This is a genomic window from Wenyingzhuangia sp. IMCC45533 (assembly GCF_054111225.1).
In genome coordinates this window covers 1,949,576-1,967,360 of sequence record NZ_CM134197.1, presented here as the reverse complement: position 1 = coordinate 1,967,360, position 17,785 = coordinate 1,949,576, and the positions used below count along the sequence as shown (strand labels likewise).

Sequence of the window (17,785 nt, the reverse complement as noted above, 5' to 3'; positions counted from 1 at the left end):
TAAATAAAACTAAAACATCGTATTTCATATTATATTAAATAGCTTTGCACATCAAACCTGAAAAAAACAAAACATGAAGCGTATTAACGAATATAAAAAGCTTTTTAATGTTGAGGGAGCTATTTCTCTTAAAGAACTAAAAACTACTTATAGAGGATTGGTGAAGCAATGGCACCCTGACAAATTTCAGGAAGAAGATCAAAAAGTAGAAGCTGAAAAACAGAGTCTAAAAATTATAGATGGATATCACTTTTTAGTAAGCATTGCTCCGGAAACCAAGGAAGCCAATTTGGAAGCCTACACCAAAACTATTAAGGAATCTCAAGTTGCAGATTATCATCACAAGAGCATGTTGTTAGAAGTAACCTTTACAGATGGTAATACTTATGAGTACTTTGGAGTTAACCATAAATTATTCTTGAAATTCGTAAACAGCAAGTCTATCAACAATTTTGGAAGACGTAATATTTTTCAATCGTTTACATACAGAAAATCTAAAAAGGGAACAGTAGAAGCTTAAATTATTAGCTTTGTTTGTGCTTAGTTTATGGTTCTAGCGAAAAACAAACTACTTTTGTATTATGGTAAAAGAGATTCAATTACGTGTTAAATTACAGGAGGAAAGTAAAGCCGATATTTTAAAAATAAAAGCTGCTCAATGGTTAAGTATTCCTGCGAGTAAAGTATCTTCTGTAAAAGTTTTGCGTAAGTCTATAGATGCTAGAAAACCGCAAATTTATTTCAACTACAAAGTTGCTGTTTATGTAAATGAACCCGCACCAGAACAGTCAGCATATCAATTTAACTATCAAGACGTTTCCAACAAGCCAGAAATACACATTGTGGGTTTTGGTCCTGCCGGAATGTATGCAGCCTTGCGTTGCATAGAATTGGGGTACAAACCCGTAGTTCTAGAACGTGGAAAAAATGTACAGGATAGACGTAGAGATTTACGTCAAATTAATCAGTTTCACAAGGTAAACGAAGACTCCAACTATTGTTTTGGAGAGGGGGGTGCTGGTACTTATTCTGATGGAAAATTATACACGCGTAGTTTAAAACGCGGAGACGTTCGTAGAATATTTGAAAACCTAGTATATCATGGTGCTACCGAACAAATTTTAATTGATGCGCATCCGCATATCGGAACGAATAAATTACCTAAGATTATCGCTCATATTCGTGAAAATATCATCAAATACGGTGGAGAAATTCACTTTGAGAGCAGAGTTGTAGATATTATCACAAAAAATAGCAAACTGCAAGCCATCCAATTACAAGATGGTAGAGAGATGACTGCCAACGCTTTGATATTAGCAACTGGTCATTCGGCACGAGATATTTATGAATTGTTGCATAAAAAGGAGATTGCATTACAAGCAAAATCTTTCGCCATGGGAGTTCGTGTAGAACATCCTCAAGAAATTATAGATGGGATTCAATACCATTGCGAAGGAAAAAGACATGAATTATTACCAGCTGCTGCTTATGGATGGGTAGAGCAAGTACGCGAACGCGGAGTTTATTCTTTTTGCATGTGTCCTGGCGGTTTTATTGTACCTGCAGCTACTGCAAACGGAGAAGTAGTTGTGAATGGAATGTCTCCTTCTAAAAGAAATAATGTTTTTGCCAATTCTGGAATTGTAGTAGAAATTAATGCTCAAAAAGATTTACAAAAATACGAGCAATACGGAGCTTTGAAAGGCTTGCAATATCAAAAAGATTTGGAGCGTTTGGCTTTTACCTCTGGAGGAAGGAATCAAACTGCCCCTGCACAAAGATTAACCGATTTTATTGATGGAAAATTATCTCCTGAGTTAAATCCAACGTCTTATCAGCCAGGTTTAAAATCATCACCATTGCACTCTTTACTTCCGAAAGCTATAGGAGGTAGATTGCGTAAAGGTTTTGCGCAAATTGGTGCTAAAATGCATGGATACAATACCAACGAAGCCAATATTATTGGAGTAGAATCTAGAACCTCATCTCCAGTAAATATTCCTCGTAAGGATAATTTAGAGCATCCAGAAATAGATGGTTTGTATCCTTGTGGAGAAGGTGGCGGTTACGCTGGTGGAATTATTTCCGCGGCTATGGACGGAGAACGGTGTGCCGAGGCCGCTATACAGAATTTGAGAGGGTAGAGAGTAATTTTTAGGTAATGTAAACATTATTCTGTGCCTGACACAGAATCTAATCCTTATCTTCTTAAAAGTTGTATTACCTGCCAATAAATTATTCTTGACGATTTAACAACAAAAAAACAAACTGCAATTAAACAAATTGGTTTCACCAGCTAGCGCTAGTATTTACTAGTGCTAAGTATAGCAAACTTAAAAGATTAAACCTACGCTGTCTGCTAAAACATCTAAATATACTTGTCTGGTAAATACATCTATCCAATGGACAGTAGCAAAACTTACAAAGTATAAACCGTTTTTGTTGTGAAATTTGTATTTCCTACTCATAGCAAACACAAAATACAAAAACTACTCTAAAGAAATAAAGTAGTTTTTATTATTGGTATCTCAGTAGCTAATCGTACTAGTTAAAAACTAGCACTAGCAAACATTTTATAAACTAGGACTAGCGGGGAGCATAAAACAATAGCAATACAATTACATCCCTTTTTCTTTTCGGCAATAAACAACGCTGTCTGATAAAACATCTAAATACACTTGTCTAATAAATACATATATCCAATGGACAGTAGCAAAACTTACAAAGTATAAACCGTTTTTGTTATGAAATTTGTATTTCCTACTCATAGCAAACACAAAATACAAAAACCACTCTAAAGAAATAAAGTAGTTTTTATTATTGGCATCTCAGTAGCTAACCGTACTAGTTAAAACTAGCACTAGCAAACATTTTATAAACTAGGACTAGCGGGGAATCCATAAAAAATGCCAACTCTTAAAAGTTGGCATTTTTGCTATTATTTAACCGCCATTGCAAATGGCAAGTAACTTTTCTATTCTATTTAGCTTTTTTTAACGTAGCTACGCATAAGTTGCCTTTGCAAAAGACAACTTGCACTACTCATATGGCAATGTGCTAGTTTTTCTGTATTTCTATAATGCTATTGTAAATGATAAAGATATTTTCATTTAGCTCTTTTTAAAGTAGCTACGTATATATTGCCATTACGCTTACGCTAAATGTCAATCTGCGGATTTTACCATAGAATACAATGTGCTGATGATACAAAACTCTACAAATCAAATTTTAGAATCTGGTACAGAATTAATTCTTGCTTTATATTTAGAGCTAAAACATAATACGAATCTCCTTTATCAATTATATATAAATTAGGTAGCCCTTCTTCATTTTGAATTATTTCTTGTAGTAGTTTTAGTTCTGAACTTAGAAATACTTTTTTAACCACTTTATAATTAGATTTATCAATGAAGTAAATGTAGCTCCTATCTATATAATCAAAACCTATAATATAATTATCCGTTATCAATCCAATATAAAAATCATCAATACTTGGAACTCCAATGATATTTTTTAAAGGCTTTATCTGTTCTTTTTTAATTTTTCCATTTGAAACGAAAAAACTCATCATAGAATTAGAAGGGTTATCAAAATATGTAAAACCAGAGTTTGAATCTATAAATAAGTTATCATAGAATTTAAAATTTAAAGAATCAACCAATGCAAGGCCTTCATTTAAAAGTTTGACTCCATTGTAATCACATACTAGATTATAGTCATTACCTAAAAAACTATACAAGATCTTTTTTTGCTTGAAAAAATTCGTAATAGATTTTCTTTTATCATTATAAATAGAAACAGAATTAAAATTCCTATATATATATTCATTTTGATCAATCTTTTTAAAATCAAAAATATAATTTAAGTTAATCTCTCCATCAGATTTGAAAATAGCACCGTTATAAATTGACTTTATATATGTATTATTAATGCATAACTTTAGTAAGTTATTTTTATTAACCATGTAAAGAGTATCAGCGTCTAATTCAAAACCATTCAAATATTTTAGGTCAATATTACTATCATCAACTTTAAGCTTATAAAGCTCTTTACTAGATATTCTATCAGGCGAATTATTAATCTTATCTGACTTTTCTGCGCTCAATAAATCTTTTTTCTCTTGAGCTACTTCCTTTTTACAACTTAAAAGAAAGATTAATATTACAAACTTTAATATTTTCATAAATAAATTGATTTATCTTCTTCCAACACCAACAAATGGCTGATAAAAATATGGTATTTCTCCGTTTTGCTTTAAAGTTTTAATTTGTATTGAACCAGGTTCATGATTATAGACTTGCGCTTGAATAACTATTATATTTCTTATTCCATCAGCGGATGTCGATACTTCTAAAACCATACCTGTGTGATACGCCTTGACACCTCTCTGCCAAAATATATGATCACCTGCTTGTGCATCAGATAGCCTGTTAGACCAAGTACCATTATTTTGATACCATTGAGCCTGATCGTATGCAACTCTAGGAATTGTATAACCAGCTATTTCAGCTACTTCTTTAGTAAATCTAGAACAATCTACTGTACCACAATCATTTGACATAGAGTACCTTCTTTGATCCCCTTCAAAAGTAGAAGCAATTTCACTTTCTATACTCTCTAAACGAAAATTACCTCTAGTTAATGGCGTCTCAAACTTAAGACTAAAACCTTTATAGCGAAAAGGTAAATTAGCGACATCCTTATCACTAACAACAGTACCAGCTAACTCACGGTAACGAGGTAACCCTGGAATATCTTGGTCATATACAATCGCTCCATCTGATGGATCCCCATCTATACCACCATCAGGGTCAATTCTCCTAATAGGATTATTTCCCATCCCTAAATACGGACTATAATGTTGCCCTGCAGGATCCGTCGTCAACCACCTCCCAATACGGCTATCCCATAATCTTAACTCAAAAGCTTCTTTACCTGTTTCTTCGTCTTTTTCTTGTCCTTGGTAAGCATAACGATATTGGTTTTTAATACTGTTTCTATCGGGTAATGGCATACCAAAAGGAAAGTAGTCTGCAAAACCTTTACTAACAACATTACCGTTATCTTTATGAACAGTATTTCTTACGTTTCCCAAATGGTCTGTTAGTTCGTAAGTATAGCTATATTTACTGGTATTGTTTTCTGTAGTTATTGTATTTGTTTTCGCTATTCCTACTCTACCTGATCCGTAAATAGATAGTTCTTCTTGTGTTGTATTTCCGTTGCCATCTACACTGTATATACTCATCACACTTCCACTTGCATCTCTAACATACAGAGTCTTTCCTACAGTAGTATTACTTTTTATGTGTTCTTTATACAACCTTTGACCTAAATCGTCATATGCTATATTTATTTCCTCTTTTAGTGTTACATTGCTCACTTTGGTTACCAATCCTGCTGCATTGTAAGTATACTCGGTTATTCCTTGGTCTGTCGAAGTTTCTGTAATTAACTGACCTATATCATTATATTCGTAGGTTGTTTCTCCTCCAAAATCCAATTTTTCATAAACGGGACTTCCATTACCTATACCGTCTGTTACTTTAATTAACTGATTGGGCTTTGATGGATTGTATTCATAAGCCAAATGGTCCATTTCAGCAGTTTTAGAGTTTCCATGGTTAAAACCATTTCTTTGTAAACTCTGGATGTTTCCGTTGGCATCGTAATTTAGGTCAGAGAGGTTAAACGCTCCTTCTGGATCTATGTGTTTGGCTCTAGCCTCTAGGCTTGCTGTCATCGTTTTGCCTGCTTCCGCCTTAAACGTGAAGCCTGGCAGTATTGTAATAGATTTATTGGCTACTTTGTTTAGAGTAGTACTGGTATCTGTACTTCCGTCTAAATTAAGATTTACTTCTAAATTAGTGTTACCTGCGTGTAGTTCTTTCTTAAAACTAGCTTCTTTTAACCAATTTGTTTGTGCATCGTATCTATAGAAATATCTTCCGTATTTTTTTGCGCTTGTATCTGCATTTTTAGCGTTCTTCCAAATAACTCTACTAATATTTCCGTTGTACTGCGGTATTCCTAAATCCTTTTTAGCCTCCCAGCTAACTCCTGTAGATTCGTTTCTTAAGTAATCTCCTGGGTAGTAACCTATGTACATTCCAAAAGCATCATTAGTATCACCTCCAGGGTCTGCATTTGCTTTAAATGAGTTGATTTGCTTTAATTGTCCTGCCAAATTATATACGTAATCTATACCTTGTAAAACTTTGTCTTTTCCGTTATGTTGTTCGTAGGCTACAGTTTTTGTAGCTTGATTATAACCTCCATTGGCAAAATCTATATCCTTTGATAACTCTTTTCGCTTGAGACTTCCATTCTCGTAGTACTGATAACTTACCTGATGCTCCCATTTACTATCGTCCAATGGATTGTTTGTGGTGAGCACATCGGTTAGCTGTCCTCCTACATTGTACATGTATCGGTGTACAAAACGCTCTGTAGGTTCATGCTTTTGATAATCTACTGTTACTACTTCACTTGTAACTGGGTCGTATTCGTAATCTATTGTAAATGTTTTGCCCAAATCTAATGTTTTGTCTAAATCTTTAAGATAACGCACAATCCATTTCACTCTTCCATAAATATCATAGCTGTAATAGGTTTCTATATTTTTATTTTTTGTACAGCTTACATTACCTCTTACAAAGGTTTGTTTTCCGTAAGAGGGATGTAAACTAACTGATGTAGGTTTGTTTTGCATAACCAACGATACATTCTCAGACAAGTCGTAGACGGTCTCGAGTTTCTCTTCCAATATAATAGTTGCCCTTCTTGTATCTGATGGATTGTTACTAAATACAAAACTTAAAGTAGTGTCTTCATTCGATGTTAAATAATCAAAAGTCCCTTCAGTATCCCCTGATTCTTTCGTAAATTTTTGTTGTGTTCCTAATAATGCTTCTCCACTTTCAATAGGTCGTCCTAAAGGATCGTAATTGGTGTATGAAAATTTTCGAGATAATCGTTGTTTCTCATTTTGTGAAAATCTGATTTGTCCATCTTTTCTATACAAAAATCTAGCTTCTCCTTCATCTGGACTTTTACTTTCTATCAACTGACCCAAAGCATTATAAGTAAAGGTACTTTCTCCATCTACCGCAACTCCGTCTACTACCCTATTTAAATAGTTATTTTGTATTCCATTGCTTAAAGCGGCTTCGTTATCAAAAGCGATAGGTTGTTTGCTTTTAACGAGTCTGCCTGCTTTATCATAGTAGTTTACGGTATAGTCATAATAGTTTACCTGGTAACGAACTCCTACAGATTCATCTGACCCATTTAATAGTGGCTCTGGCGTTTTATCAACTAACTTCGCCAAAGGTGGATATTTTAATCTAGAACTTTTATCTGTTCCAATGTATTCTACCCTATAAAACCCTGCAGGTAAATGCTCTTTAATTTGATCATCATTAATTTCTTCTTCTGTACGCAAGTTCCATATTTTATAATCGGATGGATTGGTATTTCCTAAAAACTCTAAACTGTTTCCACAACCTATTGGAATGTGAACATCTATAAAACCTTGCTCTCCTATTAAATTAACTACTGGATATTTTATAGCTCCACCAGACCTAGCACTCGCTAATGTTTGTCCGTCAGTATCTGTAAACACAATATTTTCAACTCCGTGAATATCTTGTACAACCTGCTTGGTTGCTTTGAGCCAAAAAGCACCCCCAAAATCAATTTCTCTCGTAGAAAGTAATAATTCGGCATTTAGTCCCTGATCAACAAAAATATTTCCTAGGTTTTCAAAAACAGTTCCCTCAAACTCTATCGGATTTGCTCCTTTAGTCCTGAATGTATAAACTTTATCGTATTCTAGATGTTGTGAATTTGGTTGATAAACATGTAATTCTACTCTACCGTACGCGTTGTTTGAAGGATTTGAAGATGTGTTTCTTTCTTGATCAACTTGCTCCCAAACTTCAGATACATTGGATAATATATCTATTCTATAACCACTATAATGAGAACCTTCATAAAACTTTTTCACGAACTTATTACGGTAGTAATTATAAGAATCGGATGGCAATTTATCAAATTCATTGAACCCAAAAGCATAATACAATTCCTGAGCTGCCGGAAAAGTATAGGAGAAACCTTGCTTCCATTCTCCGTTGATTTTGTTACCTCCAATAGTTCTTAGTGTTTGGCCAGGGTTTAGTTCGCTGTAAACATTAACCGTGAAGGGATAATCTGTAACATCTTTAGTAGGTTCTGCGTTGTTATTTTCACTGTAATAGGCTCCAACTGTGTTGGGTGCTTTACCAGCTTTAGAGGGACCTCCGTCTTTAATAACATCTGATTGTCTGTATTCATTGCCCTGCTTGTTTTCAAGCAAAGAACGAGCGTAGCTAAATGAAATGGGAATTCCTACAGTATCGGTAATTGAGGCTGGAAAACTCGTAAAGTTTTGTCTTCCCTGATTGTCATACAAAATTTTATTACTAAATATTTTCTTGTGTAAAATATCATAAGATTGAGTTTGCAGGTTTTTTCCTAAAGCGTCAAAAAAGGATAATTCTTTGGTTTGGATGTTTCCTTCTATATCATACGTGGTACTACCTACGATATTATCATCGTAAAAATGGGCATGCTGCCCATAACTACACCCTTTTGTAGAGCCTGGTTCGTTCAAACAAAAATCTTTATTTAATAGTACCGTTTTTCCGCGCACTTTTCCATATTCAGCCAAAGATAATCCATAATTATAACGGCTAACAAATTCACTCAAATACATCTGCGATATTTCTAAAAACGGATCGTCCGGCAACTGATCTGTTGGATAAGCTGAATAATCTGTTCTAGAATTCCCCTCTCCAAACCCATCTCCGTCTTTATCTAAGTACCAATCGTATATAAAGGGGCAACCATTATTATAAGCCTGTTCGTTTGGACATGTATCTAGTTTATTGGTAACGTAGGGAGGATAATTAACAGGATCCGTTTTACTTAACTCCATATACTCAACTAAATCGTTTGTATCGGTTCTTGGGTTTTCTAAGTATACCTCGCCCAAAAGATAACCTTGAGCTTCCAAATTTTGCAAATCCGTTTGATTAAAGCCCTCAGCATCGTACACGTATACATAATCATTGGTAGCTGGATTGAACTCTCCATAACCATCTCCATCTTTATCAATATATAAACGAGAAATATTTCCCGAGGCGACACCTTGAACAATTTTAAAATGAATCAAATCGTAAGAAATATCAGTTTGAAGAATTGAATGACCATCATCATAATTAAGGTCATTTTCTAAAGCAACATAACCATCGAACACTCTACTATCTTCAAACTCTGTCAATAAATCATATGATAACAGGCCTTGCACCTTTAATTGAATTTTGGTAATTCCTGGATTAGTAACCGTAAGATTAAACCAATCAGGAGTTCCTAAACTTGGGGGGCTTCCGTAAACCAGTTTATCATTAGAATACCAATGCGCAGGAGTCTGAAAATCAGTAGTCAAATAGGTTATGTTATATATAGTTGAATAACCAACCTCCGCAGGAATCAATATTTCCAAAGGATCTACACCTGAATTCGTAATTTCACGTGTAGTACCAGGTCCACCGTTTAGACTTCTCGTTATTGAAAAATTATCCTCGTTTGTCCTTTTAATTTCAACATCATATACATCTTGACCAAATGCAAAAAGGTTTGATAATATAGCGCATAATATGAATATCTTTTTCATTTTTTTATCTTTTACCTAAATTTGTATTTCTTTATATAGGAAGAGGTTCTTTTGAAACCGCCAGTACCTATACCTTTGAAATCTTGAACTTCGTTTTCAACTTCTCTTAACTCACCCGCAACATTATAACTGTAATGTGTGGAAAGCCCGTTATCTCCTATTATGTAACTCAACTCGTCCCATTCATTATATACATAGGCAGTCATACTAGAGGTAATTGGATACAGCCTAAAATCATCAAACTTTTGGTTAGCTGCACCTGCTGTTAGTGTGTATGTACCTCCCTCTTTTGGAATTACAACTTCTCCCGTTACCATAGCCCATGTTCCTGCAAATACTGTTTCTTCTTCGACGATATTCCCTCCTGTAAAGGTAGGATATTGACCCAGTCTTATACTTTCGGCATCTACCCAAACTGAAAACTTATACTGACCATCTCTATGATGAGAATCTACGCTTGGAACTGTAACCTCTAAAATAGCATCTTTTCCAGTAGAGACTAAATACTTTGTTCCTGTATGAGCATCTTGATAATTATAATTATTTACACTAGCGGTTTTATTAAGAGTGATACCGGATTCTGAATTATACTCCATACCCGTGTAATACATATCTTCATATTTTGCGTTACATACGGCTAATGTCTTCGTTTGGTTGTCACACATTTTAGTGGAAGCATAATTCCCATTAACATCTTTTACTTCTAGCAATTTAGAATAGTGATTGTACTTTGTGTTTTCTGAAACCACTTGCCAATCAGTACTTAAAATTCCACCTATAGGTTCTTGAAAATCAACATATAACCCCTCAGTATCAATGTCGCCATTCCAAACATAATTCTTCTCTTTACGCCAAACGTTACTATCCCAGTCTTTCCATGTTTGAACCTCTGCACTGTAAGCTCTCCAATCCCTTTCTTTATCTTTTATATAACTTACAGAATAATACCCTTGAGACAACATATTCTTGTTTGTAATATCGTCTGCCTTACTACCCATTTTAGAATAAATTCTAAAAGCTGGTTTACTCACTGTTTTAAGAGCTTCTCCCGTACTTGAATAAGAATAAGTCTCCTTTGCTTGGCCTGATACTTCATCAAAATTCTCGAATTTAGTCGTATAACTAACTCCTCCCTTAGTCTCTGTACTGGACTTCAAAATACTTGGGTACTTTCTTCTAATAACTGAATTGACGTTCCATGTTTTGGAATTTGCATGTATTTCTTCTTTGAAAGACATGTAAGACTCTTCAACAACTCCTAATTTTCCAGATCCACTTTCAGGGAGATTATCAGGTACATAATAATGATTTTCTACTTTGTTTAAAACCTGATCCTCACTATTAAAATTCGTAACAGACAATAGTTGACCTAAACAGTTTAAATTATCTTCAACAATATATTCATTGATGCTAATACGCTTACCGTTCCCAGTAGCTTGATCTTCATTAATCTTTATTCCATAGAAATCTCCATATTGAATCTCGTTTTCAATCTTATTTTTAAGTACTTTAAAATGATATTGAGTTTTATGACTAACCACGTCGCTTGTGCTTTTCGACCTTACAGTAACGTATTCGTACATAGGTATAGGGGCAGGCAACTCGGTACTGTAGGGAATTTCCTTTCTAACGTTGGGAACGAAAGGTAAATAGCTTACCCACCCTAGTCCATTTTCATTTTCTCCATATTTATAACTAGAAGCATACCTATTAAGCCCTCCTGATGTTGAGATACTAGCTACCCTAATTCCAGCTGATGAATAATTACCTGAGGGTCTAATTTCAAATGACATTTTTTTATTAATGAAATTCGTAAACCTCTCACCTTCTAAATGATCTCTTATCTCTGCATCAGTGTCTAACTTGCATAAAAACTCGTTATCGGAAGTTTTAGTAATAACTGTTGCACTTCCATCATAAAGAAAATAATAACTAATGGCTTTATTGTGGCCATTAGGAACATCAAAATAAATATTTCTATTAATAAATTTAATATCCACCTTATCACCAACAGTTACGCCCTCCAATTTCTTTTTTGTTCCAACAAATTTCAAATAATATCTTTTGCTTATCGAATGAAGATTTATGCTTCTTTCATTTGTTCCTCCACCAAATCGGTATTTCACTGGAATAAAATCTTCAGTTCTTAAATGTACCTTGATATCATCCTTTTCAAAGATTGGTTTAACTGTTTGTGCATACCTATAACTGTCAGAAATATCAGACTTTTCTAACTTGAGTTCCGAATTCAACTCATTTCTTTCATCCAGTGACAGTCTAAAAAAATTGACAACATGCTCTGATCTTATTGTATTATTTAGAGATTTAAAATTATGTTTCTCATAATTGATATTAATTTTTCCTCCTTGCGGTGTAACAATTTCGTTTAAAGACCAAATTTCTGGTTTTCCTTGTTTATATCCCCAGTTATTCATGTCCTTTCCGTCATACCTATACGATATATCTTCTACATAACCAAATGTGTAAGGCGGAATTACGTTCATCCCTTTTTTCCCCTTGAAATTTACACTATTTAATGTTAGTTGTCTGTTCGATAATTTATAATTTTGATTTAACTCTATTACTTTTGTGGCATTGTCCTCATAAATTCGATCTTGAGCATCAAACACATTACCCCAAGCATTGTAAGTAGCTCTATAACTAGGTTTTTCTGAACTGTTAAAGCTTATATCTATATGCGGAGGACTAGGGCTCCAAGTTAGTTTTGAAAAATTATCAGTATCTTTGTTTTGAAAAAGTAAAATTTTGAAGAGTTTTAAACTATTGTGAGACGGAATGTTAAATATATTTCCATTATTATAGTCGTTCTCATTATATCCTCCCCCACTCAATCCATAACTGTAATGTGGTACTGAATTATAATCCCAAGAAATGGATTTATTAGCTGTATCTTCTGATTTCACAAAAATTGCAGTATGAGTACGTGTCTTTATAGCATCTAAATAGTATATATCTTTACGTCCTTTCTCCCATCTTTTTTTACTGGGGTCTGCTGGATCAATTTGAATATATTGCTCTCCTGGGTGTGAAGTCCATACAAAAGCATCTGACCATTTTCCATAATCAAAACTTACCCAATACCCCATATCTCCATCGCCAGCTATTCCATCACCATTATCTACGTAATCAGGGCCTGTAACTGCAGTTAATAGCCAATGCGTAGCATAAGGCTCTAATTGTCTTTTTTCTAAGTAAGATTGGTTTTCTTGTTTGTTTTCATTGGATAAACCATAAACTCGAGAAACAATCTCATGGTTGTATACCGGTAAAGAATAATGGTAAGTCTTCCCATCAGCTGCGGTTACTTGGTACGCTCCAATACCAGTTTCAGGCATCAACGCCCTATTAAAACCACTAGATTTTGTGTCTAAGAAATTACTGCTAACAGAAGTCAAAATTTCTTTATTGGTGTAATACCTTATGTAATTTGATTTGAATTTATGCCTATGAGGATTATCGCTTCCTATATTTACAATATCGTAGACGCTTGTAAAATTTAAAGCACTGCTTGCACTATTAAAATTTGGCTTGTTAACATCCAGAAAAGTAGAAACTTCGTTATCAAAATAAAAATAGGACTTATTAGAAAATTTGCAATAGTCGTAAAGATCCAACTCAATATCCTGATATGGAAAATCTACGGAACCATCATCCTCCGTAATTCCGTTTATAATACCTGAATCAGTTTGTTTAGCATGTATGCTTCCTGACAATCCTTGAGCTTGAACCTTATATGAATCATAAGCTGGAAAAATGGGGTTATTATTATTAATGTTATATGAGTCTGATAATTCTAAATTATCGTCAAGAGGAACTTCATAAACATCCATAAAATCTCTTCGTGGACGGGAAACTCTATTAATATCTAGATACTCAACACGATCGTAACTGTCAACAAAAGGGAACCTGTAACTCACAGCTTCTTCCAAGGTATCAAAAAGTTTGATTACACCCGTCGCAATTCCTCCATTTTCCACTCTAATAACTAATCTATACTGGAATTGTGCATAATCAACATAATGTATAGGCCCCGTAACTTCGTTATTTTTAAGGCTACCTGCATGATATTTGACCTTCTGCTGTCCATATGAAAACGAAAAAATCCCTATCGGTGTAGGTATGATTAAAGGAATTGTAAACCCACTTTGTTTGATTGAGTAAGCACCCTGAGAAATAGTATTCGTAAAGGAGTTGTTTTCCCCTACTCCCAAAGATCCTGAACTACTGAAACTATGAGCAGTTTGTTTTCCATCTTTATCAGTACTACTATACCTCTTACTTATTTTTAACCTTAACCCCACTCCATCAGAAGACATTGTAATCCCCATACCTGCGTTATATCCATTCTTACTTTTACCTGATACACTAAATTCCCCGCTTATATTCCCTTCGGTACTAATCCCAATACCTAAACCTACTCCATTTTTATCAAATCCTATATTGACTCCTGCTTTTCCATCAGTAGAAGCAGATATTCCAACAGACAAACCTGATGGATGTCCATATCCAACACTCAAAGATGCACCTTGCTCCCCTATTGAGGCTCCAACTCCTATCTGTCCTACGCCAACATCTATTCCAAAACCTATACTCACGCTACCATTCAGTCCCTGATTTCCTCCCCACGATAAATTGAGACCTACTGATGCTCCATTTGAATAGGCCATTGACAACGAATGATATGTGTCTTCTCCTCCTTTGTCATAAAAGAATTCTGTTAGTTTAGAATTTTTATAATCATCAGGGTAACCATTTACGCTTCTAATAATGGCTCCTGTATTTAAATTCCATCCTAGCCCTACCCACGTAGATTGTTGATCAATAGCAATACCTGCATGATATGCCAATGAAACAGGGTACCCCCCTTCTGGTGAGGGGACGTTCAGTAAGGGCAATACGTAGCTAACCCCACCTGTAAACAAGTTTACCATATCCGTTGCATCTACAGGTTCAAAACTTGCAGCTTCGGGAGCTTGAGGTCCGTTATTATTTGCGTAAATAACGTTATACGGCACAAACGTATTTAAAAAAGTAAACAAGAAAAACAAAGCGATGATTCTTTGTTTTTGATTTTTAATAAATGAATTTTTCATAAGTTGCTTTTCTACTAGGCATTAATGGACTCCAAAACGAGTTTGGAATTGTATTTTTATATTGTTCAACATCTAAAAAAATGATTCTCGGTGTTATTCCAAAGTTTCAGAATCACTCGAATTGATGTTTTTTAGTTTCTCAAAATTTAATTTTGGCTCTTGTTCTATAATCTTGGTGGGAATTTTAAACTTTACATCTCCTGTACCCAAACCCATATCTTTAATTTCTAAAAACAAGTGTTCTGCTTTTAGTTCTTCTTGATTAGCCTCATACACAAACATCATTTTTGTTCCGCTACTAACGCCATACATTCGTGGATAAATATAATCTACCAAACTCAAAGTGTCTCTTCTGTTAGTGTAGGCATATACATATTCTCCCATACCAAATACCAATTGATTGACCATCGATCCAAAGTGTTGCTTGTTTCTAGGGACAGTACTCAGCAATTCTTGTTGGTTTTTAGAAAATGATAGATTGAAGTAGAGATACTGGCTGTAATGATTACGCAAACTATCAATCGCCTTTTTTGAATATTGGCTTAATGTTTGATTCACTAGTATATCTGTGGGCTTATAGAGTATAGAATAGTCTATTCCTTTAACCTGCTTTTTATGTAGATAACCGTTGTTTTTGTCCTGTAAATATTGCCACAAGTCGTCTTCTGAATCAAATGTTTTTGACCCACAAGCTTGCAAACTTAAAAACACAATCAATATCGTTATCGACTGTATGACTTTTAAAAACTTCATAGCAATTGAGTTTTTTTTTTAAGATAAAAGAGATGTTTTTCTTATAATTCCAGTACTACTTTGGATTGTAATCTTTATTTAGAGATGCTAACACGTCTTCTGTTAAATCAGCCCCTTCTTCTGCATACATAATATTCCCAGATCCCGTTGCTCCAAAAATAATAGCGTACCCGTGATCTTTTCCGTAAGACTTTACGTAGTCGTTGATATCGTTTAAAATAGTTTGTGTGTTTTTTTGATCTTCGTCTCTTAGTTGTCTTTTGACTGCCTCTTGATAATTATTAACTTGTTGTTGTTTATTAGCCAATAATTCTTGCTTTAAAGCCAGCTCTTTTTTAGTCATTTTAGAGCGAGTCTTTTCGTAGTCTTGTAATTCAACCTGCCAGTTTTTTACAATACTATCAACATTAGATTGCATTTGAGTTGCCTTCAATTTAAAATCTGCTCTAATTTTTACTGTTTTTTTGTAACCTTCAATCATTTGATTTACATCTACGTAAACCTGATGTTTTTTTGAAGATGATTGAAATACAAAAGTAAATAAGGCAAATAAAATGGCTGCCACTGAGATCAGTAGGCTCAAAGATTCTTTTTTCATGTAGTTTTAGTTTAGCACAACAAAAAAAAGCATTTATAATCAATAACTTACAATATCAAAATTAATTTAACATTAAATTAACATTGGTGAATAATCATATAGAACTTAGTTACCGTTTGAAGACTCATCAAGTAGGTTCGCTAACTCTTACAAATTATTTATACTAACTTGCGACTTAAAAATCCGTAGATAAAGATGCCCAACAACTATAAAAGTCAAATACATATTTTAGCCAAGCTAGGTATAAAAAAATTGAATCCTATGCAGGTTGCTGCTCAGGAGGGCATTCATTCTAATACAGATGTTGTGTTGCTATCTCCAACAGGAACCGGGAAAACATTGGCTTTTTTGCTTCCATTACTAGATAAGCTGAACGCCAACATTTCTGAAGTTCAAGCACTGATTATTACCCCGTCTAGAGAATTGGCCATACAAATAGAACAGGTATTTAGAGAGATGGGTACAGGCTACAAAGCAAATTGTGTGTATGGAGGTAGACCCATGTCTAAGGATAAAGTGGAATTGGCACATATACCTGCTCTTTTGATTGGAACACCTGGTAGAATTGCGGACCATTTGCGCAAGAATAGTTTTGACACTCAGCATATTCAAACTTTGATTTTAGACGAATTTGATAAGTCATTAGAAGTAGGATTTGAGGATGAGATGAGTGAAATTATGAGATTACTTCCTGCTGTAAAACAAAAAATACTAACCTCTGCAACTCAAGAAATTGAACTTCCTGATTTTATAGGGATGACAAGCTCTAAAGAAATTAACTTTTTAAGTGAGAAAAAATCACAATTAGTACTCAAAAAAATACTATCTCCAGAAAAAGATAAACTAAAGACTCTGGTAGATACACTTTGCCACATTGGAAATAAATCTGGAATTATATTCTGCAACTTTAAAGATTCTATCGCGAGGGTAAGCGATTATTTAAATGACCATGAAATTAGTCATGGTTGCTTTTATGGAGGTCTTGAACAGAAAGATAGAGAACGAGCTTTGATAAAATTTAGAAATGGTACTCATCGAATTTTAATTGCTACGGATTTAGCCGCACGAGGGATTGATGTTCCCGAAATTGATTTTCTAATTCATTACCAATTGCCTTTAAAAGTAGAAGAATTTACCCACAGAAATGGTAGAACTGCTAGAATGCACAAAGAAGGTACTGCCTACGTGATTCAATGGAAAAAAGAAGAATTACCTGATTTTATCCATATTGATAAAGTTGAACGCTTAACTAATCATACATTTCCAGAACCATCTCCGTGGAAAACGTTATTCATTTCTGGAGGAAGAAAAGATAAAATATCTAAGGGAGATATTGCAGGTCTTTTAATTAAACAAGCACATTTATCGGGTAATCAAGTAGGTGTAATTGAATTAAAGCAAGATTGTGCATTTGTATCTGTACAAGTAAAAAATACCAAATCCTTAATAGCACAAATCAATAACGTACGATTAAAGAAAAAGAAAGTTAGAATTACAGAAATATAATATATCACAGCAAATCTAATAAAGAGAACATCTTGCCTCAAAATTTTTCCTGTGTTACAAGTCTAACTACGACTTGGATAACAATGAAACTCCATACCG

At 34.2% G+C, this 17,785-nt stretch carries 8 protein-coding genes and 1 pseudogene; 3 read left to right on the top strand and 6 right to left on the bottom strand.

Translation table 11 applies throughout. The annotated features are described in order from the left end of the window. The first annotated feature begins 73 nt into the window (after positions 1 to 73). Both ACXGQW_RS08755 and ACXGQW_RS08750 read left to right on the top strand, forming a co-directional pair. Positions 74 to 520: a KTSC domain-containing protein gene (locus ACXGQW_RS08755; protein WP_457822023.1), complete on the top strand. Its 447-nt coding sequence runs from the start codon at positions 74 to 76 to the stop codon at positions 518 to 520. Positions 521 to 581: 61 nt separating this feature from the next. Beyond that, positions 582 to 2,144 carry an NAD(P)/FAD-dependent oxidoreductase gene (locus ACXGQW_RS08750; RefSeq protein ID WP_457822021.1) on the top strand — a complete coding sequence of 521 codons (1,563 nt, stop codon included), beginning with the start codon at positions 582 to 584 and terminating at the stop codon, positions 2,142 to 2,144. Between the two features lie 204 nt (positions 2,145 to 2,348). Here ACXGQW_RS08750 and ACXGQW_RS08745 read toward each other — a convergent pair. From ACXGQW_RS08745 to ACXGQW_RS08720, 6 genes and pseudogenes are all read right to left on the bottom strand, one after another. Beyond that, positions 2,349 to 2,468, bottom strand: a pseudogene (locus tag ACXGQW_RS08745) (transposase); the annotation flags it as partial. Positions 2,469 to 3,214: 746 nt separating this feature from the next. Next, positions 3,215 to 4,183 (bottom strand): hypothetical protein, encoded by a 969-nt coding sequence (locus ACXGQW_RS08740; protein WP_457822019.1) that lies wholly within the window; start codon positions 4,181 to 4,183, stop codon positions 3,215 to 3,217. A 12-nt stretch (positions 4,184 to 4,195) separates the two neighbouring features. Beyond that, a complete protein-coding gene (locus ACXGQW_RS08735; protein WP_457822017.1) occupies positions 4,196 to 9,715 on the bottom strand; it encodes an RHS repeat-associated core domain-containing protein in 5,520 nt (1,839 codons plus the stop codon). 11 nt (positions 9,716 to 9,726) lie between these two features. Continuing rightward, positions 9,727 to 14,829: a hypothetical protein gene (locus ACXGQW_RS08730; RefSeq protein WP_457822015.1), complete on the bottom strand. Its 5,103-nt coding sequence runs from the start codon at positions 14,827 to 14,829 to the stop codon at positions 9,727 to 9,729. Between the two features lie 93 nt (positions 14,830 to 14,922). Then, a complete protein-coding gene (locus tag ACXGQW_RS08725; protein ID WP_457822013.1) occupies positions 14,923 to 15,582 on the bottom strand; it encodes a hypothetical protein in 660 nt (219 codons plus the stop codon). Positions 15,583 to 15,637: 55 nt separating this feature from the next. Beyond that, the gene (locus ACXGQW_RS08720) at positions 15,638 to 16,180 is read right to left on the bottom strand and encodes an OmpH family outer membrane protein (protein ID WP_457822011.1); all 543 of its coding nucleotides are present in this window, start codon (positions 16,178 to 16,180) and stop codon (positions 15,638 to 15,640) included. A 195-nt stretch (positions 16,181 to 16,375) separates the two neighbouring features. On the opposite strand from ACXGQW_RS08720, the gene ACXGQW_RS08715 reads away from it, so the two are divergent. Further along, complete coding sequence (locus ACXGQW_RS08715; RefSeq protein WP_457822009.1) at positions 16,376 to 17,686, top strand: DEAD/DEAH box helicase; 1,311 nt, start codon at positions 16,376 to 16,378, stop codon at positions 17,684 to 17,686. Positions 17,687 to 17,785 lie beyond the last annotated feature (99 nt).

Bases quoted from the DNA above. Each gene is read 5' to 3' on its own strand.
- ACXGQW_RS08755 (WP_457822023.1), top strand. From the start codon at position 74: ATGAAGCGTATTAACGAATATAAAAAGCTTTTTAATGTTGAGGGAGCT.
- ACXGQW_RS08750 (WP_457822021.1), top strand. From the start codon at position 582: ATGGTAAAAGAGATTCAATTACGTGTTAAATTACAGGAGGAAAGTAAA.
- ACXGQW_RS08740 (WP_457822019.1), bottom strand. From the start codon at position 4,183: ATGAAAATATTAAAGTTTGTAATATTAATCTTTCTTTTAAGTTGTAAA.
- ACXGQW_RS08735 (WP_457822017.1), bottom strand. From the start codon at position 9,715: ATGAAAAAGATATTCATATTATGCGCTATATTATCAAACCTTTTTGCA.
- ACXGQW_RS08730 (WP_457822015.1), bottom strand. From the start codon at position 14,829: ATGAAAAATTCATTTATTAAAAATCAAAAACAAAGAATCATCGCTTTG.
- ACXGQW_RS08725 (WP_457822013.1), bottom strand. From the start codon at position 15,582: ATGAAGTTTTTAAAAGTCATACAGTCGATAACGATATTGATTGTGTTT.
- ACXGQW_RS08720 (WP_457822011.1), bottom strand. From the start codon at position 16,180: ATGAAAAAAGAATCTTTGAGCCTACTGATCTCAGTGGCAGCCATTTTA.
- ACXGQW_RS08715 (WP_457822009.1), top strand. From the start codon at position 16,376: ATGCCCAACAACTATAAAAGTCAAATACATATTTTAGCCAAGCTAGGT.